We start from the raw sequence: 22,907 nt of genomic DNA, 5'->3' as shown, positions 1-22,907 counted from the left end.
AAGAACCGACGCGGCATGCTGTGTCCCGTCCGCCCCACGATCGACCCCCGCCGGAAGGACCGCGCTTGACCGCGCTTGTTACGCCAGCGCCAGGAGCGAGTGAGACCCGTGCCGCCGCCGGCGCCGAAGGCAACGAGCGCCTCACCGCGATCACCGGCTCGCTCCTGCTCGTCCTGTTCGCGATCGAGGGCGTCACGATCCTGGAACTCGACGGCATGCTCTACTGGCACTACTTCTTCGGCTTCCTGCTGGTCGGGCCGGTGTGCGTGAAGATCTGCAGCACGGTCTACCGCTTCGCGCGCTACTACACGCGCAAGCCGGCGTACGTGCGCAAGGGGCCCCCGATGATCCTGTTGCGGGTGCTGGGGCCGTTGGTCGTGCTGACTTCCTGCGCGGTCCTGGTGACCGGCATCCTGCTGGGCTTCGCGAAGTCCGAGACGGTCCTGGGCCTGCCGATGCTGTTCCTGCACAAGGGCTTCTTCATCGTCTGGGCCGGCGCCATGACCATCCACGTCCTGGCCTACCTGTGGCGCCTGCCCCGGCTGGTCGCCTCCGACATGCCGGGCGTCCGTCGGATGCGCGGCGCCGCGACGGCCGTCGGCGGGAGCGCCCTGCGCTGGTCGGTGACCGTGGCCGGGCTGGCCGGCGGCCTGGTGTTCGCGATGCTGGCGGCACACCTGTCGTCCCGGTGGCAGTGATTCGGTGCGATTGAGCGGATCTTTACCTTTTCTGTAGGACTTCCGAACCCTTTTCTTATGTCCGCGGGGAAGGCTGGTGGGGGAGGAAACCGCATGATCCGGCACGGGGGCCGATGGGAGCCGAGCTGATGGACGCCAGAACGCGCGACGCCGTCGCCGCCCGGGACCGTGCGGTCAGCCGGGTCGGCCACCTGACCTGGCGGATCGGGAGCCTCGCGGCGATCGGGGCCGTGGTCCTCGGCGCCGGGTTCGCGCATCTGCTGCCGACCCATCTGCCGCATCTCGGCAGCTCCGGGAACCCCGGCGACTCCGGCTCGACCGGCACCGGAACCGGCGGATCCTCGAACTCCGGCGGCAGCAACGGCATCCAGGGGCCCGGGACCGCGCCCCAGCAGGGTTCCGGAGGCGGAAGCCACGTCAGGTCCGGCGGGTCCTGAGCCATGGCGGCGGACGCAGCGGTCGGCCGCACCGAGTTCGCAGCACTCGGCGGACTCGCGGTCGTCCTGACCACGGACCCCGACGCCGTCGGACCGGCGACCGAGGCGGTCCGGGCCGAGGTCGAGGCGATCGACCTGGCCTGCAGCCGCTTTCGCGACGACTCCGAGCTGTCCCGGGTCAATGCCCGAGCGGGGGAGTACGTCGAAGTCGGCCCGTTGTTCGCCGAGGCGTTGAGCGCCGCGCTCTGGGCGGCCCGGGCCACCGACGGCGACGTGGACCCGACCTGCGGCGCCTCGATGCGGGCCCTCGGCTACGACAGGGACTTCGCGGAGCTCGCGACCGCGCCCGTACGACCGGCGGTGCCCCGGCCCGGGGCCGGATGGCGCGCCGTCGACTGGGACGAGGCGCGGTCCGCGGTCCGGATCCCGGTCGGGACCGCGCTGGATTTCGGCGCCACCGCGAAGGCGCTGGCCGCCGATCGCGCCGCCGGACGCGCGGCCACCGTGACCGGCAGCGGCGTCCTGGTGAGCCTGAGCGGGGACATCGCGGTGTGCGGACCGGCGCCCGAGGGCGGCTGGCGCGTCCGGGTCACCGAGGACCACCGCAGCGGCGACGACCTCCCCGGCCAGACCGTCGTCGTCACCGAGGGCGGGCTGGCCACGTCGAGCACCGTGGTGCGGGCCTGGCAGGTCTGGTCCGACGAGACGGTGCCGCGGCGCGTCACGGTCCACCACATCGTCGACCCGCGCACCGGCAGGCCCACCGACGGCGCCTGGCGCACCGTCTCGGTCGCCGCGGCCACCTGCCTGGACGCCAACGTCGCGGCCACCGCCGCCATCGTGCGCGGCCACGCCGCCGCGCGCTGGCTCGCCGGGCTGAGCCTGCCCGCGCGCCTGGTGCACACCGACGGTTCGGCGGTGACGGTCGGCGGCTGGCCGGCCGACCCGGACAGCCCGGACGGCCCTGGCAGCGCGGGCACCGGCATTCCCGCCGTCAGCGCCCTGCCGAAGCTCGGCGTCGCGACCGCCTCGCGTCCGTCTCCGCATCGTCTCCCCGGCAGCCGGCCATGATCCTCGCGTCGAACGTGGCCGCCTCGAACGTCGTCGCCTCCAACGTGGTCGCCTCGAACAGCTGGCTCTGGTACGCGACCCGGGCCACCGGTGTCATAGCCCTGATCCTGCTCACCGGCAGCGTGGTGCTCGGCATCATCGTGCAGGTCCGCGCGGCCTCGCGGCGGTGGCCGCGGCTGGTCACGCTCGGCGTGCACCGGAACCTGTCGCTGCTGGTGCTGGCGTTCCTCGGCCTGCACATCCTCACCGCGGTCGTCGACAGCTACGCGCCGGTCGGGTGGCTGTCGGTCGTCGTGCCGTTCGCCTCGTCGTACCGCCCGGTGTGGCTCGGGTTCGGGACCGTCGCCTTCGATCTGCTGGTCGCCGTGACGATCACGAGCCTGCTGCGGACGCGAATCAGTGCCCGTCTATGGCGGCTGGTCCACTGGGCGGCCTACGCGTGCTGGCCGTCCGCGGTCATCCACAGCCTGGGGACGGGATCGGACACCAAGCAGCCGTTCGTGCTCGGGGTGACGGTGGCCTGCGTGGCGGCCGTGCTGCTGGCCGGCGTGTGGCGGCTGGCGTCCGGTTGGCCCGAGCACGCCACGGCTCGCGTGGTCGCCGGCGTGACCGCGGCCGCGCTCACGATCGCCGTGACGGTGTGGACGATCGTGGGGCCGCTGCGTCCTGGCTGGGCCTCGCGGTCCGGAACACCGGCGGTGCTCCTGGAACAAAAGCACTCGTCGGCCCCGACGGACGGTACCGGTTCGGGGAGCGCACCATGAGCGTCACGATCGTCACGCAGCGCCTCACCGCGACCGGCGTCGACTACGCCGACCTGGCGACGCACGTCCGTTGCCACGGACCGCTGCCCACCGCCGACGCCGCGCAGATCATCGACACCGTCGAAAGCTCCGGACTGACCGGGCGCGGCGGCGCCGCGTTCCCGACCGGACGCAAGCTGCGCACCGTCGCGGGAAACGCTCGGCGCTCTGGTGCGGTCGTGATCGCCAACGGATGCGAGGGCGAGCCCGCCAGCGCCAAGGATCGCAGCCTTCTGCTGAAGGCGCCGCATGCGGTCCTCGACGGCATCACGCTTGCGGCGCGGGCCGTCCGTGCGGAGCGGGCATACCTGTGTATCCACGAGGACCAAAGCGAGCTTCGCAATACTCTGCGGCGCGCGTTCTCCGAGCGAGTGGCGGCGGGAACGCCGGACGTGGACACCGCCGTCGTCGAGGTGCCGAACCGTTACGTCGCCAGCGAGGAGAGCTCACTGGTGCACCTGCTCAACGGCGGTCCGGCCCTGCCGCTGTACACGCCGCCGCGCCCTTTCGAGCGCGGCGTCCGGGGCCGGCCCACGTTGGTCGACAACGTCGAGACGCTGGCGCAGCTCGCCCTGGTGGTCCGGCACGGCGCCGCCTGGTTCCGCACCGCCGGAACCCCTGACGCGCCGGGAACGGCGCTGGTCACTGTGGCCGGAGCCGTTGCGGCGCCGGGGGTTTACGAGATCGGACTGGGCGTCTCCGGCGCGGATCTGCTGGCGGTCGCCGGTGGACCCACGGAGCCCTTGGGCGCGGTCCTTGCCGGCGGTTACTTCGGCGCCTGGCTGCGCGCCGACCGCTTCGCCGCCGCCCCGATCAGCCCGCGCGGGCTGCACGCGGCTGGTGCCGCGATGGGTGCGGGCGTCTTCCTCGCTTTGCCCGCCGCGTCGTGCGGTCTGGCCGAGACCGCGCGGGTGGCGAGATACCTGGCCGACCAGAGCGCCAAGCAGTGCGGGCCGTGTCTGAACGGCCTTCCCGCCCTTGCCGATGCCTTGGCGGCGCTCGCCGTGCGCGGCGGCGGTCAGGGACCGGGAACCATCGCCGCGCTGTCGCCCTACGTCGTCGGTCGCGGCGCGTGTCACCACCCCGACGGCGCGGTGCGGCTGATCGGCAGTGCCCTGACAGAGTTCGCGGACGACGTCCGCAGCCACAGCGAGCGCGGTCCCTGCCAGGGGCTCCGCCGTACCCCGATCCTCCCTCTCCCGGCGAAGGTGTGACATGCCCGGACGACATCAGGAGCGCACCCTGCGTGTGGACCCGATCAAGTGCGAAGGCCACGGGCTGTGCAGCGAGGCCTTCCCCGAGATGATCACCGCGGATCCCTGGAACTACCCGGTTCTGGCCCCCGGCCCTGTTCCGCCGCACCTGATTCATCATGCCGAGCACGCCGTGAAGGTTTGTCCGGTGCTGGCTTTGCGGCTCGTGGGCCGGGGTTAGCCGGGGTTGGCCGGGGGCCGGAAGGGCTATGCGGGCTTGCCCGCCTGGATCCACCGCTCGAAGACATCCGTCTTCTCCGTCGGCCAGGCGCCGTCGCACGGCATCGAACCCTGCCGGAGCCGGCCGAGGATCGCCTCGGCGTGCCGGCTGACGTCGTCGTGGGACCACAGGTCGAAGACGAATTTCATCGACCGCCGGTCCATCTCCCGGAACAGGGCTCTGATATGGGCCTCGAAACTGATCGGCTGGTCGTCGGCGGGCAGGGTCACGACAGGTCCTTCCGGGTCGGGTTGTACGGCCAGCGCGGAGACCCGCGCGTCCGGGGTGGCGCCGCAGACCCACCACCAGCGCGGGACCGGCATGTGCGGCGGCGGCTGGGCGCCCGGCTGGGAGTTCTCCACGGCGATGCGCGAGCCCCACTCGATGTAGGAGACGAACGCCGCACGGAACTCGGGATCGCGGGGCAGCCCGGCGTCGTCGGCGGAGCGGATGATGAGCTGCGCCCAGCGTGCGCGCTGCTCCTCGGTGAGCGACCGGTTCGCGTGCTGGCTGACCATGCGGTCGTAGCCGCCGTAGGCGTCGGTGTACCGGGTGGGGCCGCCGAAGGTCTCGCCGAGCCAGGCCGCGACGCGTTCGGGGTGGTCCGGCGACATGGTCGCGAAGATCGGTGCCAGCAGCGGGTCCTCGGGCACGTACTTCGTATAGAAGATGCGAGTCATCCTGGTCAGTGCCGGCAGGCCGCCGGCCCACTGGAACAGCGTCGGCTCGGCGGGCGGCGGCGGGTCCCGGAAGTCGGTGTACCAGTGCATGCCGCTGCAGAACGGCTTGTTCTGGGACTGGCCGCACCGGCACAGGCTGTAGTGCTCGGTCGAGGCGCCCGCGGCGCGCGGCTCGGGCTCGCCGTCCGGGCCGGTGAGCGGGATCGAGCCGGTGACCCGGTAGGGGCCGTCTTTGGAGACTTCGATGGCCGGCGGCCGGGATTCCTGGTCGACCTGGTCGACCTGGTCGCGCGCCTCGCGGCCGTCGATCGCGAAACTCAGCGCCCCGGACGGGCAGTCGCGGACTGCTCGGACGATCTCGTCCATGCGGCCTCCGCTCGGGGCCACGAAGGGTTCGCGGCCCTGGCGGAACACGGTGGGGAGGCGATCGGTGCACAGGCCCGAGTGCGCGCAGATCCCGCGGTTGTCGAGGACGGTGATCTGCTGGCCCGGATACGAGTCCTGCTGATCGGCCACGCGCTCCGGGCTCTTGGCGCCGGTGAAGCCGTTCTTCGCGTGGGCGCCGTCGCAGAACGGCTTGGTGGCCGAGTCTCCACAGCGGCACAGCGCCATCTCGGGACGGACCGGTATCGGCTCGCCGAGCCAGGTGGTCAGTTCGGGCGCGTTGGTGACGAGGTAGGGGCCGTCGGGCGCGGCTTGGATGCTGGTCGGCAGGCCGGATTGCAGCTCGGTGAGCAGTGCGATCCGCGCTGCGACCTCTGTCGGGTCCGATGCCAACTCGCAGGTGATGTTCTGGAGCGCGGCGGTGGCCTCGATGAGCAGCGGAGAGGCGTCGGCGGAGACCTCGGTGGTGGTGCGTAGGCGGGTGGCTTCTTGGGCGAGGCGCCAGAGTTCGGCGTCGGCGTCGACGTCGACGGAGAACTCGTCGCCGTCGCTTGCCTCGGCTGCGGTGCCGGCGGCGTCGGGCCCGACGAGCTGAACCAGGGGCCTGATGACCGACTCGGCCAGGAGGGACGACAAGTCGTCCGGTATTCGGTGCCCGACACGGCGCACCCCGGCGAGCAACGCCGGCAGCGACGCTGTGGCGGCGTCATTTCCTGTGGTCACACCAATACGGTACAGGTCTGTATTGGATAGATACAATCCAGGAGTGCATCGGAAGCCAACGCCACAGGTCACAGCCCGATCGGCGGCCCAGGGAAGGGCGCGCGACAGCGACATCGACACCCGCATCCTCGCCGCGGCCAAGCGCCAGCTCGCGGTACTCGGCTACGAGGGCATGTCGATCGCGGCGGTCGCCGCCGAGGCCGGCACCACCCGCCAGGCCCTCTACCGCCGCTGGCCAGGCAAGGCCGCCCTGGCCGAGGCCGCCGTAGCGAGCGTCGAGGAAGCACCGGCCGAGGCGCCCCCGGAGGCCCCGGCCATCGCGGACCCCTTCGCCGCCCTGGTCGCCGAACTGACCGACTTCCAGCGCAAGGTCTCACGCCCCGGCCGCCTGTCCCTGGTCGGCACCATGCTCCAAGAGAGCACCGACTTGCAGGTCCGCGAGCGCTACCAGGCCCGAGTGATCCATCCCCGCCGGCAGCGTCTTACCGCCATCCTCGAAGCCGCTCAGCACCTCGGTCTCGTCGACGAGGACGCGGACCTGGCTGTCGCCGTGACGATGTGCACCGGGAGCTGGTACGGCCGTGCTTTGGCCGGCGAGCCGGTTCCGGCCGACTGGCCGATGCGTACTGCCGCTTTGGTGTGGCGGGCTGTCGGCGGGCAGACGGCGTAATCGTGTTCTTGCTGAGATTTATCAGAGTCTTGCATCACTGAGTCGCCTAGCCGACGATGGAGCGGGGCATGGGGGCCGGGCTCCGACGTTTCGAGGGGGCGGTGGCGATGGCTGGACCGGTTTCGGAGGCGATGCTGGGCGGGGTGCGTATGACGGATTGGGTCGTCGTGCCGTTCGAGGGGCCCGGTGGTGGCGTCGGGGAGCTGACCTGGGGGCAGCAGAAGGTCTGGGCGCTGATGGGGCAGGCCGGTACGTCGCTGAGCATGGGCGGGGCGGTGCCCGTGACGGATGGCAGGACGGTCGGGGACCTCGCGGCGGAACTTGCCTTCTTCCTGTGCCGTTACGCGTCGATGCGTGCTCGGATCAGGCCGGGAGGGGACGGCGCGTTGGTTCAGGAGGTGGCGGGTTCGGGGGAGGCGGTGCTGGGCATCGTTGACGTCGCGGAGGACGGCGATCCCGGTCAGGTCGCGGGGGAGTTGGCCGACTGGTGGGACGCGACGCCGTTCGACCATGCGCGGGAGTGGCCGATCCGGATGGCGGCGGTGCGGGCTCGGGGTGTGGTCAGCCATGTGGTCGTGACGATCTCCCACATCGCCACGGACGGGGCCGGGATCGCCGTCATGCTCGAGGAGCTGGCCGAGCGGGATCCCGTCACCGGTGCGCCGAAGAACGAGGCGTCGGCGATGGGGCCGTTGGAGCTGGCCGCTATGCAGCGCACGCCCTCCGGTCAGCGGCAGAGTGAGGCTTCGCTGCGCTACTGGGAGCGCCTGCTGCGTGCGGCGGCGCCCCTGCGTTTCGGTCCGCGCGTCGATCGCGGTGAGCACCGCTATCGCCGGGCGTTCTTCGAGTCCCGCGCCGTGCACCTGGCGTCGAAGGCAGTCGCGGCCCGGGTGGGCGTCCCGGCGTCCTCGGTGCTGCTGGCCGGGTACGCCGTGGCCGTGGCGCGGTCGACCGGCATCAGCCCGGCGCTGATCCAGGTGGTCGTCAGCAACAGGTTCCGGCCGGGGATCGCGGATGTGTCCCATCCGCTGTCGGTGAACGGTCTGTTCGTGGTGGACGTCGCTGACGTCACCTTCGACGAGGTCGTGATCCGCACCCACCAGGCCTCCGCGCTCTGCTCGAAGTACGCGTACTACGACCCGCAGCGGCTGGACGAACTGCGCGCCCGCGTCAACGACGAACGCGGCGAAGTCGTCGAGCTCTCCTGCCTGTTCAACGACCGCCGCCTCGGCGCCGACACCGAGCCGCCCGGGCCGCCGCCCTCGCGGCAGGAGCTGGAAGCCGCGCGGGCCGAGAGCACTCTGCGCTGGGGCGAACCCTTCGCGGCGTACCTCGACAAGCTGATGGTCCAAGTCAGTGCGGTCCAGGACGCGCTCGAGCTGGAGGTCCAGGTGGACACCCACCACCTGTCCGCGGACGGGGCGCACGCGCTCATGCTGGACCTCGAGTCGCTGCTGGTGGCCGCGGTGTACGACGCGGACCTGCCGACCGGGGTACAAAGCGGCACCTCTCCAGACATCGATACATGACAAAGCCTTGTTTTCAAGTCCCGCGGTCGACTCCCCCCACGAGCGTCGACCGCGGGACGACGCCCAGAGAGGCCGGATACGGTCGCAGGGATCTGCGTCGGTCTCTCTGTGGTGCCATCGGCAGTTGTACACCCGGTGATCAGGCGGGAGAACGGGGTCGAATGTTTGCATCGCGCTTGCGTTTCTCACGCGCCGCTCACGGGCTCGGGGCCCTGCCGCCGTCCGGCTTGCGTCCCGCGAGGCAATGGCTGAGCGGCGGCCGGACAGTATCGGTGTCCGGCCGCCGCATTGGCCGTATTCGGCCGTATCGGCCGCTTCGCGCTGCGTTCCGGCCTCAGCCGAACCGCCCGTTCACGTAGTCCGACGTCCGCTGGTCCTGCGGCGAGTTGAACATCGCCTCGGTCGGGCCGTGTTCCACGATGCGGCCCGGGGTGCCGGCGGAGGCCAGGAAGAAGGCGCAGTTGTGGGAGACGCGTGAGGCCTGCTGCATGTTGTGGGTCACGATGACGATCGTGACCTCGGAGGCCAGTTCGCGGATGGTCTCCTCGATGCGGTTGGTCGAGGTCGGGTCCAGGGCGGAGCAGGGTTCGTCCATAAGCAGTACTTCGGGGCGGACTGCGAGCGAGCGGGCGATGCACAGGCGCTGCTGCTGGCCGCCGGAGAGTGCGCCGCCGGGTTGCTTCAGGCGGTCGGAGACCTCGTTCCACAGGCCCGCTCGGGTGAGGCAGGACTCGACGATGTCGTCCTGCTCCGATCGGTTGCGGCGGGTGCCCGTGAGCTTCAGGCCCGCGGTCACGTTGTCGTAGATCGACATGCCGGGGAAGGGGTTCGGCTTCTGGAAGACCATGCCGATGCGGGCCCGGGCCTGGGTGAGGCGGATGGTCGGGTCGTAGATGTCGGTGCCGTCCAGGAGGACCTCGCCGGCCAGGGCTGCTGACGACACGAGTTCGTGCATGCGGTTCAGGATGCGCAGGAAGGTCGACTTGCCGCAGCCGGAGGGGCCGATGAGGGCGGTGACCTGGCCGCCGGGCATGGTCAGGGAGACGCGGTCCAGGACCTTGCGGTCGCCGAACCAGGCCGAGATCGCGCGGGCCTCCAGGGTGCCCGGGACGGCCGGGGGCAGGCTGTCCGGCTCGTACGGCGCGTTCGGGGCTTCCGGCACGGTGGCAACGCCGCCGGCGGCTACGGGGCCGATGGGGCCGATATCGCTGTCAGTCATCGAGGTCGCTCCAGGTGGTGCTTCGGTAGGCGGGTCACGTCAGGTTGGGCAGCAGCAGCGCGATCCGGTCCGCGAGCGTCAGCCCCACCACGAGCAGCACCGGCGCGGCGACCAGCCAGGTCTTGGCACGTCCCCAGCGCGGCCCGGCCCAGAACGCCAGCACCGTCGCGGCGCCCAGCACCGCGGCCCAGCCGAGGACGTCCCACCGCGCGTAGCGGTCCTCGCCCATCGCGGTCTGCTCCGAGCCCGGGTGCGGGGTGCGGCCCGGCGGGGTGGGCTGGACGTCGGAGATCAGGTCGGCGTCGACGTGCAGCGCGTCGTCCGGGGCGTACGCGATCCCGGTCGCGGTGACCAGGGTGAGGCGGCCGAGTTGGCCGCGCAGCCGCGCGGGTTCCGGGTCGCCGCTGTGCCGGACGTCGGACACGCGGTACTCGGCCACGCCCTGGCCGGTGGTGACCTCGACGCGGTCGCCCGGCTGCAGCTGGTCCAGGTAGCGGAACGGGCCGCCGTAGGCGGCGGCGCGGGCCATGATCTCGCTCGTCCCGGACTGGCCGGGCAGCACCGTGTCGGACGCCAGGCCCGGTCCCGATTCCAGGACCGCCGCGGTGGTGCCCTCGGCGACCACTTCGTCGACGCCGATGGACGGGATCGACAGCAGCGCGACCGGTGCGCCCGGCTGGAGCGGTACGCCGCGGTAGTCGCGCGCGCCGATCGGGGCGGTCCCCGCGGCGAGTTCGGCGCGGAAGGCGGCGTACTCGATCTGCTGGTCGTGCCGGTGCTCGAAGCGGCCGAGCACCGCCACCTCGGCGACGAACGTGGACAGGGCGACGCCGAGCGTGCAGACCGCGACGCCGGCCATCCGCAGCAGAAGCGCCTTGGTCAGCCAGTCGGGAATCAGGGCACGGAGACGGCGGGCCAGGCGCAGGGCGGGGCGGAACGGGGGACGCGCGGCGAGGCGGGATGCGAGAAGCTGTGCGCGGCCGGGGGCCGGATCATCCTCGGGTTCCTGCTCCTCGAGCTCGTCGTCGAAGTCGTCCGCGGTTTCCTCTTCGGAGTCCTCCGCGCTCTCGTCCTCGAAATCGTCCGCGTTCTCGGTGCTCACGGTCGGCCACGCCTCTTCTTCGGTACCGGCGAAAGGGGTGGAAGCCAGGCGGTATCGACGCCCGGCTGCCACCCGGTCAGGGAGCTCACCCGCGCGGTCATCAGATCGCGGTGAGCGTGAACGTCGCGGCCGCCGGGGCGTTCGCCGTCAGCGCCGCGTCCAGGCGGGTCGTCCCGAGGCTCGCGCCGGGGGCCGCCGAGGCCAGGATCCGGGGCTGGCCGAGGTTCTGGCGCGGACCGAGCACGATCGACGCGCCCGGGGCCGCCCCGAGCAGGTTCGGGTTCCAGCCCAGTCCGTCGGCGGGCCGGCCGGTGAGGATCGCGGTCACGGTCCATCCCGGGTCCTCGGTGCGGTTGTCGGTGATGACGATCGGCTGGAGCCGCCCGGCCAGCGGCGGCAGCCGCAGCGGCACGCTGATGACCAGCGAGCCGGGCGCCATGACCGTGGACACGGTGATGTCCCCGCCGCCGAGGGCGGAGCCGGCCGCGGTGGAGGCGGTGGAGGCGGTGGTGGAGGCGGCGGAGCCGTCGGCGGGCGCGGTCTGAAGCCAGGCCGTCATGACGATCACCGCGAGGACCGGTGTCATGCGTCCTCCGCCTTCCCCGTTTCGGACGCGGCGGAGGAACCCACGGCGGCCTTGGCGGGTGTGGCCTCCTTGGCCGCAGCCGTCTTCTTGGCCGCCGTCGTCCCGGTCTTCGCCGACTTCGAGCCCTGCTTCGTCTTCGCCGCCGCCTTGGCCCGCTGCGCCTTGGCCCGCACCCGCCGCCGCCACACCCACGCCCCGGCGATGCCTCCGAGCACGAGGACGAGCAGGATCGTCGACCACGGGATCGTCGCCACCGAGGCGTCCTGGTCCACCGCCGCGAGCACCGGATCGATGTCCCCGGTGACCGCCGTCGGCACCACCGAGATGTGGGCGGTCGAGGTGAACGACGGCAGTACCGACTTCACCGTCGCGGTCACCCGCTCCTGGTCGCCGGGAAGCAGTTCCTTGACATCGGCGATCGGCAGGCTCGGCCGGGAACCGCCGAACAGGCTGGAGACGTGCACCTTCTGGGTCCCGGCCAGCCGCACGTTGCCGGTGTTCGCGACCGTGTAGGACACCGTCACGCTTCCGCTCCCGAACGGGATCGACGAGCCGTGGTAGGACACTGACACGTGGCTCACCGTCAGCTGGGCCTTCAGCGTCCCGGGGACCCGGACCTGCAACCGCGTCCCGACCCGGGACTCGACCGCGATCTGGCCGCCCTTGCCGTCGGCGGCCTGGGTCGTCAGGGACAGCATGATGCCGCCGACGTGGTCGCCGGGCTTGGCGTCGGCGGGGACCTTCAGTGTGAAGGGCAGGATCTGCGAGGACTTCGCGGCCAGGGTGACCACCGTGGTGGGGAAGGACACCCACAGGCCCACGTCCTGGGGCTTGGTGGCCAGCGGCAGGACGGTGAAGCCGCCGTCGGCGGTGTTGTACGCGTCGGTGGCGTAGATGCGGAGCTTGAGCGGGCTGGTGCTGTAGTTGGAGACCGCGACGTAGTCGGTCTTCTGCGCGCCCGGGGTGGCCTGGTAGGTGAAGGAGTCGCGGCTCTTGTCGCGCGCGGTGGCGGTCGCCGGCTGGATGCCGAAGGTCGCGGCGCCGCTCGCGGGCGCGGGGGCGGGGTCGGTCCTGGGCGGCGTCCCGGCCGACGCCGGGCTCGCCAGGAGCGCAGCGGCCATGGCCGTCGCGGCCAGTGCCTTGATCAGGGAACGGAGACGGGGCATCGCCTGGTCCTACTCTCGACAGGGGTGCGGGGGTGGTGCTGTGGCGCGGCAGCCGGGCGGTATCGGTGCCCGGCTGCCGCTCCTGACTCGCTACTCACTCAGTGGAGGTGACAACGCTCCGATGAGATGGTTCCGGTGGTTCGGGCGGTTCAGATGACGGTCAGCGTCAACGTGCTCTGATACGTGCCGGCCGTGGTGGTGGTCGGGACGTTCAGCGCCAGCGACGCGCCGATCTTGGCGGTGCCCAGGCCCGCGCCGGCCGAGGCCGACACCAGGGTCCGGGACTGCGCCAGGCCCGCGTTGCCGTTGTCGGAGGCCGCGACGCCGTTCGCCGGGGCGACGGTCGGGCCGGTGGTCAGGGTCTGGCCCGCCGAGCCGGTCGGCGTGCCGGGCGTCCACCCGAGGTTCTCCGCGCTGATCTGGACCGAGCCGCCGGTCTGGGAGAACGCCGTGGCCAGGCCCGAGGCGGTCCAGCCGGGGTTGCCGGCGCGGTTGTCAGTGACGGTCACCGTCTCCAGCGAGCCGGAGGTGGTGAACAGGGTGCCGCTGCTGTTCAGCACCGGGTCCGGCAGGGAGACCTGGCCGGTCGGCACGCTGATGTTCAGCGAACCCGCGTCGACCGTCGTGGTGATGGTCTCCGTCGTGGTCGGGGGGACGTACTTGGTGACCGCGAACGGGACCGCCGGGGAGGCGGAGGGGCCGTAGGCGGTCGTGTTGGTGGGCGTGAACGAGGCCGACAGGGTGTGCGAGCCCAGCGCCAGGGTGGTCATGTTGAACACCGCCGCGCCGTTGGCCACCGCGACCGTGCCGAGCGTCGTGGTGCCGTCCAGGAAGGTGATGGAACCCGCGGCGCCGGCCGGCGAGACGTTCGCCGTCAGGTTGACGTTGCCGCCCTGCACCTGGCCCGAGCCCGGCGTGGTCACCAGCGAGGTGGTGGTGGACACCGGACCCGCCTGGTTGACGACGTAGGAGGACGCCGTCGAGGTCGAGCTGGAGAAGTTCGGGTCGGTGGAGGTGAAGGCCGCCGTGATCGAGTGCGTCCCGACCGCCAGCGAGCTGGTCTGGTAGCTGGCCGAGCCGGCGTTCACCGCGATCGGGGTCGCGTTGAGCGCGGTGGTGCCGTCGAAGAAGGTGACGGTGCCGGCCGCCGCCGGGTTGACGGTCGCGGTCAGGGTGACCTGCGAGCCGAAGCTCACCGGGCTCACCGGGGCCAGGCCCAGCGAGGTGCCGGTCGAGGTGCTGGACGCCGAGCTCCACGCGGTCTCGCTGGAGAACGTCAGCTGGCCGGAGTAGTCCGCGCCGACCGTGTTGCCCAGGGCCGGGATGCACTGGACGTCGATCGTGTACGCGGTCTTGCCCGACGGGTCCGGGTCCAGCTTGGTGACCGCGTAGTTGGTCGCCAGCTGGCGCAGGTTGTTGGAGATGGCGATCGAGTACCCGTTGCCGTTGGCCGCGAGCACGGAGACCGGCTCCTTGTTGATCGCGACGGCGTTGGCCGGGAAGTTCCCGCCGGTGATCGTGGCGTCCACGTAGGTGTCGTTCGCCGGGCAGACGCCCGAGGTGTTGACGTTGAAGACCGACGTGTCCGCGCCGGAGCTCGGCGAGAACGTGATGGTGCCGGTGGAGGCGGCCGAGGCGGTGGCGGTGCCGAGCACCGTCATCGCACCGATCGCCGTGGCGGTCGCAACCGCGGTCGCCGCGTAGCGGGCGAACCTGTTGCTGAACAAGGTGCTTCTCCTATCTGTGCACGTGCGGGATGTGAGGCCGGATGGCCGTCACTACGGAGCGGTAACGTTGGTGGTGCTACCGCAGTCGGGGGCGACGCTGAATCCGTACTTCGTGATCGTCGACACGTCGGTGCAGACCAGCGACTGGTTGGTGACGAAGGTGGTGCTCCACGGCGCCGTGGAGGTGTCGGACGTCGGGATGACGTTGTAGACCTCGCGGGTGACCGGGAAGGCCGAGTTGATCTGCTGGGCCGCGACCCCGCCGATGGCGCCCAGGACCGCCGCGCCGCGCACGTCCTGGATGGTCTGCGACTCCTCGGCGTCGTAGGACGCGATGGAGAACGGGATGATCGCCTTGTCCGTCAGGACCCGGCCGTCCTGCTCCTCGATCGGCTGGCCGTTGGACTTGTCGGTGATGCAGGGGTACTTGCCCGCGACCACGTCGGCGTCGGTGATGCCCATCTTGCCCTCCCAGAACGAGCGGGTGCCCGATCCGGCCTGCGGCAGCATCGCGGTGATGGCGTAGTTCGGGCCGGTGCCCACGACCGTCGGGTCGCAGGTGTAGATGGACTGCAGGGTGGCCAGGTCCAGGTTGCGCGGGATCAGCGTGTCGGTGCCGGTGATGGCGTAGGTGACGCCGTCCAGCGCGAACGGGATGTACGTCAGCTGCGCGCCGCCGGTGGAGGCCAGGTTCAGGCTGGAGGAGCGGGAGTACTGCAGGCAGCCGTCCTTGGCCGCCAGCGAGGCCAGCAGCGCGGTGCGCCCGGCGCCGGAGCCGTTCGGGCGGGCGATCGCCTGGCAGGCCGCGGCGGCCTGGGTGGCGACGGTCGCCGAGCCGGTGGCGTCGTAGGAGCCCAGGACCTTGGTGCCGTTGATGGTCAGGTCGTTCGACAGCGCGTTCATCACCGGGGTGGTGGTGTCCGAGCCGACGCCGGCCAGCTGCCGGAACTGCGGGGAGCCGCTCGGGTCGGCCTGCGCCGCGCCGGCCGCGCCGAGCACGAACAGCCCGACCGCGCCGATGACGGCGAGCTTCTTCGCCTTCTGATTCACTGCCCTGTTCCCTTCGAGGGGGACGGTTCCTGGGGCGGGTTCGTCCCAGGACTCTCAGAGGTGTCGCCGGTGTCGCCGGTGTCGTCCGGCTCATCGGGATCGCCGGGATCGCCGGGATCGGCGGGATCGTCCGGGTCGCCGTCCGGCTCATCGGGATCGCTGGGATCGCCGGTGTCGCCGGTGTCGTCGTCCGACTCGGGATCGCTGGGATCGCCGGAATCGCCGTCCAGCTCGGGCCCGCCCGCCGACTGCCGTGCCACGCGCAGCAGCCCCGGCCCGACCAGCACGCTCGCCCCGGCCGCCAGCAGGCAGATCAGCACGACGTACCGGATCGTCCCGGTCGGCACGCCCGGCGTGGGCCCGGCCGACCCGGCCACATCGGCCGCCGGCATGGTGCCCTGCACCACGACCGCGGGCCCGGGCCCGGTCGGCTTCGGCAGCGGCGGGTGCTGCACCGGGGCGGCCGGCGGCGGTGCGGACGAGGCGGGATGCGGAATGACGGCCGACGCGTGCTGGCTGGAGACCGCGCCGGTCGGCGCCGCCCCGGCCGGCGCGGCGTCCGGCACCCCGGCCGCGGTCCGCAGCAGCTTCGCGGCGGCGGCCGTCTGGGCGGCCATCGCCGCGGTCAGCGGGGCGTAGCCGGGCGGGAGGTCGCCGGGGTCCAGGCCCTGGATCTGCCCGGGACCGGCGATGTAGTCCAGCAGGTCGGCGTAGTGGCCGCCGTCGGTCTTCGTCAGCTTGCTGGGCACCGTCGCGGCATAGGTGATCGTGGTCAGCGGATAGGCGCCGAGGTCGATCGCGTTCGGATTCGGGACCACCACCTTCGGCGCGCCCGGACTGGGCTGCGCCGCCGCGGCCCCCTTCAGCAGCGTGTCGGTGGTCGGTGCGACGCAGTGCGCGTCGAGGTCGCCCGACGGCTGTTGACCCGGCGGCAGCAACGGATCGGGCACCCCGGCCTTGTCGTCGCACAGCTCCGCGGTCGGCAGCCCGTAGCGCGCGGCGGTCGGCGCGTCGGCGAGCACCAGGATGGCGACCTGGCCGTCCGGCTGCGGCGGGGTCGGGCCCCAGGAGCCGATGTCCGCGCTGTTCGGGTTCCACGTGACCCGCAGGCCCAGGCTGCCCTTGGTGGCGTTGAGGACGCCGTCGTGCATGGTGACCGGGTACGGGTGCAGCGCCAGGCCGCACAGCGCGACCTGCTGGTTGTGCGTGCCGGCGTGCGAAGGGTCCTGATACACCGTCGGCCGGCAGTAGGGGTCGGTCGTCGGGAAGTCCTCGATCGGGAACTGCGTCCGGAGGTAGTTCGGGTTCAAGGTCATGCCCGTGTAGCCGCGCTGACCGTACTTCCCGGCGTTGTCCGGGACCCCGCTGAGGAACTCCTCGGCCGCCGGGTCGTTCTTGAGCCAGGTCCACAGCTCGGTGTAGGCGTCGGCGTTCCCGAACGGCACCACCACCGACGGGATCCCCCCGGCGAAACTCAGGCCCTTGAACTGCGGGTTCAGCGCCAGGAACTCCGGATCCACGGTCAGATCCCGCGGGTTGTCCGCCGCCAGGTCGGACGCGGCGCCCTGAGGTGTGCCGACGGAGGAGTCGACGCCCCACCGGTAGGACTGCGTGACCAGCTTCGCCACCAGCCTGGCGTTGAGATTCAACCGGGTGATCTGCACGCCGTTCTGCGCCGCCGGCGGATTCGGTGGCTGCCCCGGTGGCGGGACGACCGCTTGGCTTTGGACGTAGAAGGAGATGGTCAGTCCGGAGATCGCGGCCGGGGCGTACAGCATCGTCGGCTGTGGCGTCCCCGGTGTCGGGGCGACCGGTTTGGAGACGAACTGGAAGCCGGGCAGGGGAGAGGCCAGCTGTTGGCGTGCGGCGTCCCCGCCGATCTGCGAGAAACTGAACGGGGCCTTGGGGTTCTTCGCGCACAGCCCCGGCTCCCAGCTCTTGACCGCCTCGGCCAGCATCTCGTCGCCGCCGATCTGCACCTCGTTGGCGCCGATGGCGCAGGCCGACGCCGCGGGCTGGAAGGTCAGCGGGAAGACGATCCGGTTCGCCCAGTTCGTCGGGGACAGCGGCGAGGTCTGCAGGACGATGTTGGTGCCGTCGACGGTCGTCTTGCCGTCGGCCTCCAAGGTGCCGCGGGGCACCACGACCAGCCAGCACGGCTCGATCCTGGTCCCGCCCGGCGCCGCCGGGTCGGCGACCGGCTGCCCGCAGCCCAGCGCCGGCGATTCGCGGACGGTGTCGAGCTGGAAGTAGACGTGGCCGGTGCCGTTGGCGTAGGTCCGCGCGTACGGGATCTCGTTCGTGTTCGAGCTGTCGAAGGACGTCGAGATGTTCGACGGGTCCTTGGTCGCCGGGGGCGGCGCGTACGGAGACGTCGGCGCGCTCGTCGGGGCCGGGACGAAGTCCTCGTACTCCTGATTGGGGTCCTTGGCCACGCCGGGCGGCAGCAGCGGATCAGGGAGCTGAGGGTTGTTCAGGCGCCGCGTCGTCGGACCGCCGAGCGTGGTCCCGCCGAACTCGCATTGCGAGGCGTCCGGGCCGCTCGCGGGGTCGTCGCCCCAACACTGCATGATCTGGAGGTAGTCGGCGCCGAAGTTCGTGTTGTTGTTCGGCGGCAGGGTGGTCGGCGCGCCGGTCCAGCTGATGCTCACGGCCTCGTTGATCAGGTTCTGCGTCTTGTCGACCGTGACCGACATGCCGCCGAAGGCCCCGGTGCCGTTCTTGGTCAGGGACGAGCTCGCGTCCTGCGCGGCGTTCGACAGCGGCCCGGCGGCGGCGTGCTGGGCCGGTCCGGCGAGCAGACCGGACACCGCGACACAGATGGCGAAGGCGCCGGAAACGGCCCGGGAGATGGCGACCGCTCTCATGACCGGCGCCCCTTCCGCAGACGGGACACCAGAGGCGGAGCGAACACCGTCGTCAGCAGCAGAACCGCCGCCGCGGTCGCCAGGTAGGCGCCGAGCGAGCCGCCCAGCGAGTCGCCGACCGTCACCGGCACCGCGGCGGCGTCGGCGTCGTCGAGCGAGACCGGGGCGGAACTCGGCGTGGTGGGCACGGTGATGACGTTGATCGTGGAGCTCGGGTGGGCGGACGGATTGGCCTTGCCCCCGGCGCTCGCGGCCGGGCCGCCGGCGGCCCCTCCCGCCGATCCGCCGCTGCCGCCTCCGGAATCGCCGCCCGAGCCGCCTCCGGAGCCTCCCGACGAGCCGCCTCCGGATCCGCCGCCCGAGCCGCCCGATCCGCCGCCCGGGATCGCGGTGACCCCGTCGGCCGCGCATTGGGTGGCGCCGGCCTTGTCGCAGGGCGCCGGGTTCGGCGCGGTCGCCACCAGCGTGTTGACCCCGCTCGTGGAGAACGTGGGGTTGTTGCAGGAGGAGATCACGATGTTCTGCACGACCGCGCCGGGGATCTTCTTGATCTGGTTGAACCCGGCCTGGACCAGGTTGATCGGCAGCGGCGAGTAGCCGAGCGGGGCCATCGTGCTCTGGCCCTGGCACAGCAGGTAGTAGGCGAAGGCGCTCAACGTCACGCCCTTGGCGGTGTTGAACGGCGGGGCCGTGGACAGCGGGACGATCATGTAGCTGTAGCTGGACAGCGGATAGGTCCGGGGATCGGAGTACCCGTACACCTGCGACAGCTTCTCGGTGAGGTACTGCGTGGGATCCGAGGCGTTCTCGTTGATCTGGGCCTGGGTCAGCGACACCGCGACGTTCGAGGCGGACGGCAGGGTGTAGTAGCCGTCGGCGTTGAGCATCTTCGCGACCGGGAAACCGGACTGGATCGCGTAGGAGTACTCGGTGTAGGTGATCGCGCCTTCCGAGGTGGGCTGCGCGACGTAGCCGGCGACCCCGGAGTCCAGCGACTGCGAGATGAAGGCCGACCCGGCCGGCGCCGGCGGGAAGAACGAGGTCGCTCCGCAGTGCGGGGAGACCACGCGGCCCGCCGCGGAGCAGAACGAGTCCCACAGCCCCGGGTACTCGGCGGCCATCCACGCCGTCAGCTGTGCGGTGGTGCCGGAGCCGTCGGTGCGCACGACCGGGATGATCTGCCGGGCCGGCAGCGTCAGACCGGGGTTGGTCTTCGCGATCGCCGGGTCGTTCCAGGTGGTGATGGCGCCGGTGAAGATCTTCGCGATGGTCTGGCCGTCCAGCCGCAGGTTGGTCACCCGGTGGCCGCCGATGTCCAGGTGGTACATGAAGGCCGTGCCGCCGGCGACCACCGGCATGTAGGCGAACGGCTTGTCCGGCAGGACGTCCAGGGTGCCGTTGTCGACCGAGCCGTAGGGGATGTCGGAGATCGCGAAGTCGACCGTGGCCGGGTCCGCCTTGAACTGGTTGCGGCCGTCGGAGGAGCCGGAGCCGGTGTAGCTGACCTGCATGCCGTACTGGGCCACGTCGCTGGTCCACTGGTTGACCGCGTTCTCGGCCCAGGTGGAGCCGGCGCCGGCGATCGGCGCGTACTGCGTCGCCACGGCGGCCGGCGGCGTCGCGAGCTGCGTCCCGAGCAGACCGAGGGCGGCTCCGAACAGCAGGAGTCTGCCGCGCGGCGATCGACGGCGCCGCGGGTGGGGGCGGTTCATGACGATGGCTCCATCGGTTCGGTTCGGTCGGCCGCCGCGGGGTCGGTCGCGACGTGGTCGGCCGCCGCGGGGTAGGTCGGTGCCGCGTCGAAGCCGATCGCCGCGAGACCGGTCGGCTCGGCGCGGGTGGTGTCGAAGACGGTCCGGCGTGCCAGGAAGCGTTCCTGGACCCGCTGCGAGGCGAGCGTGCGGCGCCGCCGCTGCCGCCGGCTCAGCTGGCCGGCCCCCTTGCCGCCGACGGCGCGCGCGGCGACGAACAGGATGAGCACCAACAGCATCAGCAGCGCGGCCGCGCCGTATCCGCGCGTGACGTAGTTCGGCTGGCCGGAGGTGACGAGCTTGAACGTGGCCAGCGGCAGCGAGGTCTGCGGGCCCTTGCGCGGGTCGTAGTTCGTGTACTGCGTGTATCCGGCGGTCAGCAGCACCGGCGACGTCTCGCCGATGCCGCGGGCCGCGCCCAGGATCACCGCCGTGGCCAGTCCCGACCGCGCCGTCGGGAGCGTGACCCGCAGCGCGGTCCGCCAGCGGCTGGCGCCCAGGGCGTAGGAGGCCTCCTTCAGATGGCCGGGCACCAGGCGGAGCACGACGTCGGAGGCGCGGATGATGATCGGCAGCGTCATGATGCTCAGCGCGAGCGCGGCGGCCAGCCCCGACTTGGGCAGGCCGAGCTCCAGGATGAGCAGCGCGAAGACGAACAGGCCGGCGACGATCGAGGGCAGCGCGGTGGCCGCCGCCGCGACCGTGCGCACCAGGTTCGCCAGGCGGCCGGGGGACTCGTTCATGAAGACGGCGCAGGCGATGCCCAGCGGGACCGTGATGGCCAGGGTGATGGTGATCTGCTCGGCGGTGCCGATCACCGCGTGCCGCAGGCCGCCGATCGAGATCGGCTGGACCGGCCCGGCCACGCGCAGGTCCTGCGTGTAGAAGTTCAGGTGGGTCAGGGACTTCACGCCGCCCCAGATCGGGAAGCCGACGATCAGGACGAGGACGGCGGCCACGAGGATCGCGATCGAGTGCGTCACCACGGTCATGAGGCGGTCGCGCAGGATCGGGCCGCTCTCGTCGGTCCAGACCAGAACGGCGTAGCAGGCCAGGAACAGCGGATAACACAGGACGACGAAGCCCAGCGGGCCGGAGAACGGCGCGAACCAGTGGCTGATCAGGACGGTCAGGCTGATCGCCGCGGCGGCCGCGCCGAGGAGGGCGAACACCGTGTCGGGTTTCAGGCGGCGGAGGCGGCGGACCCGTTCGGGCGGGCCCTCGAACTCCGACGGCGGCTCCGGCGGCACGGTCGTCGCCGTGTCCTGGGCCGCCACCTCCTGCGTTTCCTGATCTTCCCGGGCTTTCAGGGACCCCAGGGCTTCCGTGGCCGTCATGTCAGCCGCTGTCCCTTCCGGACCGGCTGCGCGCGATGATCGCCGACGCCGCCAGGTTGATGACCAGGGTGAGGAGGAACAGCACGAGGCCGGCGGCCATCAGCGCGGACAGCTCGAAGGGCGTCGCGGTGCCGTAGTGCGCGGCGATCAGTGCCGCCACCGAGCTGGCTCCGGCCTGCAGGATGTGCGGCTGGATCCGGAACACCAGCGAGATGATCATGTACACCGCGATCGTCTCGCCGAGCGCCCGGCCCAGGCCCAGCATCGCGCCGCCGATCACGCCGCCCCGGCCGAACGGCAGCACGACGGTGCGGATCATGCCCCACTTGGTCGCGCCGAGCGCGTACGCGCCCTCGCGCTCGCCCAGCGGCGCCTGCGAGAACGACTCGCGCATCATGGAGCTTACGATCGGCGTGATCATCAGCCCCACCACCGTCCCGGCGATGAAGGTCGAGGCGGTGTAGACGGTCAGCGGCGCGAGCGGATCGTGCACCCGCGCGCCGGTGACCCGGAACCCCGGGATCCAGGCCAGATACGTCGCCATCCAGTGCGCGACCCCGACCGCCCGGTGCTCCAGGAACAGGAAGCCCCACAGGCCGTAGACCACGCTCGGCACCGCCGCCATCAGGTCGATGAGGCTGGTGAACAGCGGCCGCAGCCGCGGCGGGGCGTACTCGGAGATGTAGAGCGCGACGCCGAACGCCAGCGGCACGGCGATGACGATCGCGACCAGCCCGATGAGCACCGTCCCGGTCAGGATCCCGGCCACGCCGAACTTGGCCGCGCCGCCGGTGCCGCTGCCCGGCGACCAGGCCGCGGTGGTGAGGAAGCCGGTCCCGGCCACGTGCAGCGCTTGCGAGGCGCGGGTGCCCAGGAAGCCGCCGATGACGGCGATGATCGTCAGGACCAGGATGCCGCTGCCGGCCAGCACCGCGAGGAACACACGGTCCCCACCGCGGGCCTTGAGGCGTACCGGGCGTGGCGGCTCGGCACCGGCGGCCGGCGGCAGGTCGACGACGTGCGTCGTGAACTGCTCGGTCATGCTAAGCACACCCGGCCGCGCTCGTCCCGTGTTCGGGCGGGCACCGGCATTTCGGCGAGCGGAACGGATTCCAAGAAGTGCGCGAGGTTGTAGAGGTTCTCGCGCCCCCGCAGGTACGTCCGAGCCGACCGCGCGATCACGACGTTGTCGATCTCCAGCCGCCAGGTCCGCCCCCCGGTCTCGGCCGCGACCCCGAGTACGGGCACCGCGTCGGCGATCCGCTCCCGCAGAAACAGAACGGCGGCGTACCCGGTCTCGAAATCGACGAAGCCCTCAGGCGCCCGACCCAGGACCCGGTTGTTCCCCCCGACCAGCCGCCACGCCGGAAGCGCCGCCGACCCCGGCGCGGCGATCGCGGCCACCGACGCCGCGACGTGAAAGCGAGTATGTGCCATGAGCCCGATACCTCCCCCACACCCGACAAGGACCGGACGCGGGGAGAGTTTCAGCAGTCCCGACGTCCGCGAACACTAGTTCCGTGCAGGCCGAAGGTCCCAGTCCACTGCGACATAGCGGAGTCTGAGGTGTTAACGCCGGACATGGCGCGCCCAAACCGCAGGCATTCACAGCTCTCTGACCTTGGATGATTCAC

General features: G+C 71.7%; 20 protein-coding genes. 8 read left to right on the top strand and 12 right to left on the bottom strand.

Annotated features, from left to right (window positions below):
• Positions 1-65 precede the first annotated feature (65 nt).
• From ABIA35_RS12635 to ABIA35_RS12610, 6 genes are all read left to right on the top strand, one after another.
• A complete protein-coding gene (locus tag ABIA35_RS12635) occupies positions 66-698 on the top strand; it encodes a hypothetical protein (RefSeq protein WP_370337187.1) in 633 nt (210 codons plus the stop codon).
• A 128-nt stretch (positions 699-826) separates the two neighbouring features.
• Entirely contained in the window at positions 827-1,135 is a 309-nt protein-coding gene (locus ABIA35_RS12630; protein ID WP_370337189.1) for a hypothetical protein, read from the top strand.
• A gap of 3 nt (positions 1,136-1,138) precedes the next feature.
• On the top strand, positions 1,139-2,206 hold the full coding sequence (locus tag ABIA35_RS12625; protein WP_370358004.1) for an FAD:protein FMN transferase: 1,068 nt from the start codon (positions 1,139-1,141) through the stop codon (positions 2,204-2,206).
• The gene (locus tag ABIA35_RS12620) at positions 2,203-2,970 is read left to right on the top strand and encodes a ferric reductase-like transmembrane domain-containing protein (RefSeq protein WP_370358003.1); all 768 of its coding nucleotides are present in this window, start codon (positions 2,203-2,205) and stop codon (positions 2,968-2,970) included. Before ABIA35_RS12625 ends, ABIA35_RS12620 begins: the two co-directional genes overlap by 4 nt.
• Positions 2,967-4,223: an NADH-ubiquinone oxidoreductase-F iron-sulfur binding region domain-containing protein gene (locus tag ABIA35_RS12615; protein WP_370358002.1), complete on the top strand. Its 1,257-nt coding sequence runs from the start codon at positions 2,967-2,969 to the stop codon at positions 4,221-4,223. Before ABIA35_RS12620 ends, ABIA35_RS12615 begins: the two co-directional genes overlap by 4 nt.
• A gap of 1 nt (position 4,224) precedes the next feature.
• Positions 4,225-4,443: a ferredoxin gene (locus tag ABIA35_RS12610; protein WP_370337197.1), complete on the top strand. Its 219-nt coding sequence runs from the start codon at positions 4,225-4,227 to the stop codon at positions 4,441-4,443.
• Between the two features lie 26 nt (positions 4,444-4,469).
• Here ABIA35_RS12610 and ABIA35_RS12605 read toward each other — a convergent pair whose 3' ends face one another.
• Complete coding sequence (locus ABIA35_RS12605; RefSeq protein ID WP_370358001.1) at positions 4,470-6,269, bottom strand: CDGSH iron-sulfur domain-containing protein; 1,800 nt, start codon at positions 6,267-6,269, stop codon at positions 4,470-4,472.
• Between the two features lie 43 nt (positions 6,270-6,312).
• On the opposite strand from ABIA35_RS12605, the gene ABIA35_RS12600 reads away from it, so the two are divergent.
• Positions 6,313-6,939, top strand: a complete 627-nt coding sequence (locus ABIA35_RS12600; RefSeq protein ID WP_370358000.1) for a TetR/AcrR family transcriptional regulator — start codon at positions 6,313-6,315, stop codon at positions 6,937-6,939.
• A gap of 149 nt (positions 6,940-7,088) precedes the next feature.
• Complete coding sequence (locus ABIA35_RS12595) at positions 7,089-8,468, top strand: condensation domain-containing protein (RefSeq protein WP_370358160.1); 1,380 nt, start codon at positions 7,089-7,091, stop codon at positions 8,466-8,468.
• Positions 8,469-8,802: 334 nt separating this feature from the next.
• On the opposite strand, the gene pstB is transcribed toward ABIA35_RS12595, so the two are convergent.
• The 11 genes from pstB to ABIA35_RS12540 form a co-directional block, all read right to left on the bottom strand.
• Entirely contained in the window at positions 8,803-9,687 is an 885-nt protein-coding gene (gene pstB, locus ABIA35_RS12590) for a phosphate ABC transporter ATP-binding protein PstB (protein ID WP_370357999.1), read from the bottom strand.
• Between the two features lie 34 nt (positions 9,688-9,721).
• Positions 9,722-10,789: a sortase gene (locus ABIA35_RS12585; protein WP_370357998.1), complete on the bottom strand. Its 1,068-nt coding sequence runs from the start codon at positions 10,787-10,789 to the stop codon at positions 9,722-9,724.
• Positions 10,790-10,889: 100 nt separating this feature from the next.
• Complete coding sequence (locus ABIA35_RS12580; protein WP_370357997.1) at positions 10,890-11,375, bottom strand: hypothetical protein; 486 nt, start codon at positions 11,373-11,375, stop codon at positions 10,890-10,892.
• Positions 11,372-12,541, bottom strand: a complete 1,170-nt coding sequence (locus ABIA35_RS12575) for a WxL protein peptidoglycan domain-containing protein (protein WP_370357996.1) — start codon at positions 12,539-12,541, stop codon at positions 11,372-11,374. The genes ABIA35_RS12580 and ABIA35_RS12575 overlap by 4 nt, the downstream gene beginning before the upstream one ends.
• Positions 12,542-12,690: 149 nt before the next feature.
• Complete coding sequence (locus tag ABIA35_RS12570) at positions 12,691-14,268, bottom strand: Ig-like domain repeat protein (protein WP_370357995.1); 1,578 nt, start codon at positions 14,266-14,268, stop codon at positions 12,691-12,693.
• Between the two features lie 51 nt (positions 14,269-14,319).
• Positions 14,320-15,318, bottom strand: a complete 999-nt coding sequence (locus ABIA35_RS12565; RefSeq protein ID WP_370337213.1) for a hypothetical protein — start codon at positions 15,316-15,318, stop codon at positions 14,320-14,322.
• Entirely contained in the window at positions 15,315-18,185 is a 2,871-nt protein-coding gene (locus ABIA35_RS12560) for a hypothetical protein (RefSeq protein WP_370357994.1), read from the bottom strand. Before ABIA35_RS12560 ends, ABIA35_RS12565 begins: the two co-directional genes overlap by 4 nt.
• Positions 18,182-19,897 (bottom strand): phosphate ABC transporter substrate-binding protein PstS, encoded by a 1,716-nt coding sequence (locus tag ABIA35_RS12555; RefSeq protein ID WP_370337217.1) that lies wholly within the window; start codon positions 19,895-19,897, stop codon positions 18,182-18,184. The genes ABIA35_RS12560 and ABIA35_RS12555 overlap by 4 nt, the downstream gene beginning before the upstream one ends.
• A complete protein-coding gene (gene pstA / locus ABIA35_RS12550; RefSeq protein WP_370357993.1) occupies positions 19,894-21,273 on the bottom strand; it encodes a phosphate ABC transporter permease PstA in 1,380 nt (459 codons plus the stop codon). The genes ABIA35_RS12555 and pstA overlap by 4 nt, the downstream gene beginning before the upstream one ends.
• Position 21,274: 1 nt before the next feature.
• On the bottom strand, positions 21,275-22,315 hold the full coding sequence (gene pstC / locus ABIA35_RS12545; RefSeq protein WP_370357992.1) for a phosphate ABC transporter permease subunit PstC: 1,041 nt from the start codon (positions 22,313-22,315) through the stop codon (positions 21,275-21,277).
• Positions 22,312-22,710, bottom strand: a complete 399-nt coding sequence (locus ABIA35_RS12540; RefSeq protein WP_370357991.1) for a hypothetical protein — start codon at positions 22,708-22,710, stop codon at positions 22,312-22,314. Before ABIA35_RS12540 ends, pstC begins: the two co-directional genes overlap by 4 nt.
• Positions 22,711-22,907 lie beyond the last annotated feature (197 nt).

This window comes from Catenulispora sp. MAP12-49, from assembly GCF_041262705.1.
Lineage (GTDB): Bacteria > Actinomycetota > Actinomycetes > Streptomycetales > Catenulisporaceae > Catenulispora.
Note: the sequence above shows the minus strand (reverse complement) of the source record. Positions and strands in the feature narration are given on the sequence as shown.

Excerpts from the sequence above, each read along its gene's own strand:
- ABIA35_RS12630 (WP_370337189.1), top strand. The coding sequence starts at position 827 with ATGGACGCCAGAACGCGCGACGCCGTCGCCGCCCGGGACCGTGCGGTC.
- ABIA35_RS12625 (WP_370358004.1), top strand. The coding sequence starts at position 1,139 with ATGGCGGCGGACGCAGCGGTCGGCCGCACCGAGTTCGCAGCACTCGGC.
- ABIA35_RS12620 (WP_370358003.1), top strand. The coding sequence starts at position 2,203 with ATGATCCTCGCGTCGAACGTGGCCGCCTCGAACGTCGTCGCCTCCAAC.
- ABIA35_RS12615 (WP_370358002.1), top strand. The coding sequence starts at position 2,967 with ATGAGCGTCACGATCGTCACGCAGCGCCTCACCGCGACCGGCGTCGAC.
- ABIA35_RS12610 (WP_370337197.1), top strand. The coding sequence starts at position 4,225 with ATGCCCGGACGACATCAGGAGCGCACCCTGCGTGTGGACCCGATCAAG.
- ABIA35_RS12595 (WP_370358160.1), top strand. The coding sequence starts at position 7,089 with ATGACGGATTGGGTCGTCGTGCCGTTCGAGGGGCCCGGTGGTGGCGTC.
- pstB (WP_370357999.1), bottom strand. The coding sequence starts at position 9,687 with ATGACTGACAGCGATATCGGCCCCATCGGCCCCGTAGCCGCCGGCGGC.
- ABIA35_RS12580 (WP_370357997.1), bottom strand. The coding sequence starts at position 11,375 with ATGACACCGGTCCTCGCGGTGATCGTCATGACGGCCTGGCTTCAGACC.
- ABIA35_RS12575 (WP_370357996.1), bottom strand. The coding sequence starts at position 12,541 with ATGCCCCGTCTCCGTTCCCTGATCAAGGCACTGGCCGCGACGGCCATG.
- ABIA35_RS12560 (WP_370357994.1), bottom strand. The coding sequence starts at position 18,185 with ATGAGAGCGGTCGCCATCTCCCGGGCCGTTTCCGGCGCCTTCGCCATC.
- ABIA35_RS12555 (WP_370337217.1), bottom strand. The coding sequence starts at position 19,897 with ATGAACCGCCCCCACCCGCGGCGCCGTCGATCGCCGCGCGGCAGACTC.
- pstA (WP_370357993.1), bottom strand. The coding sequence starts at position 21,273 with ATGACGGCCACGGAAGCCCTGGGGTCCCTGAAAGCCCGGGAAGATCAG.
- pstC (WP_370357992.1), bottom strand. The coding sequence starts at position 22,315 with ATGACCGAGCAGTTCACGACGCACGTCGTCGACCTGCCGCCGGCCGCC.
- ABIA35_RS12540 (WP_370357991.1), bottom strand. The coding sequence starts at position 22,710 with ATGGCACATACTCGCTTTCACGTCGCGGCGTCGGTGGCCGCGATCGCC.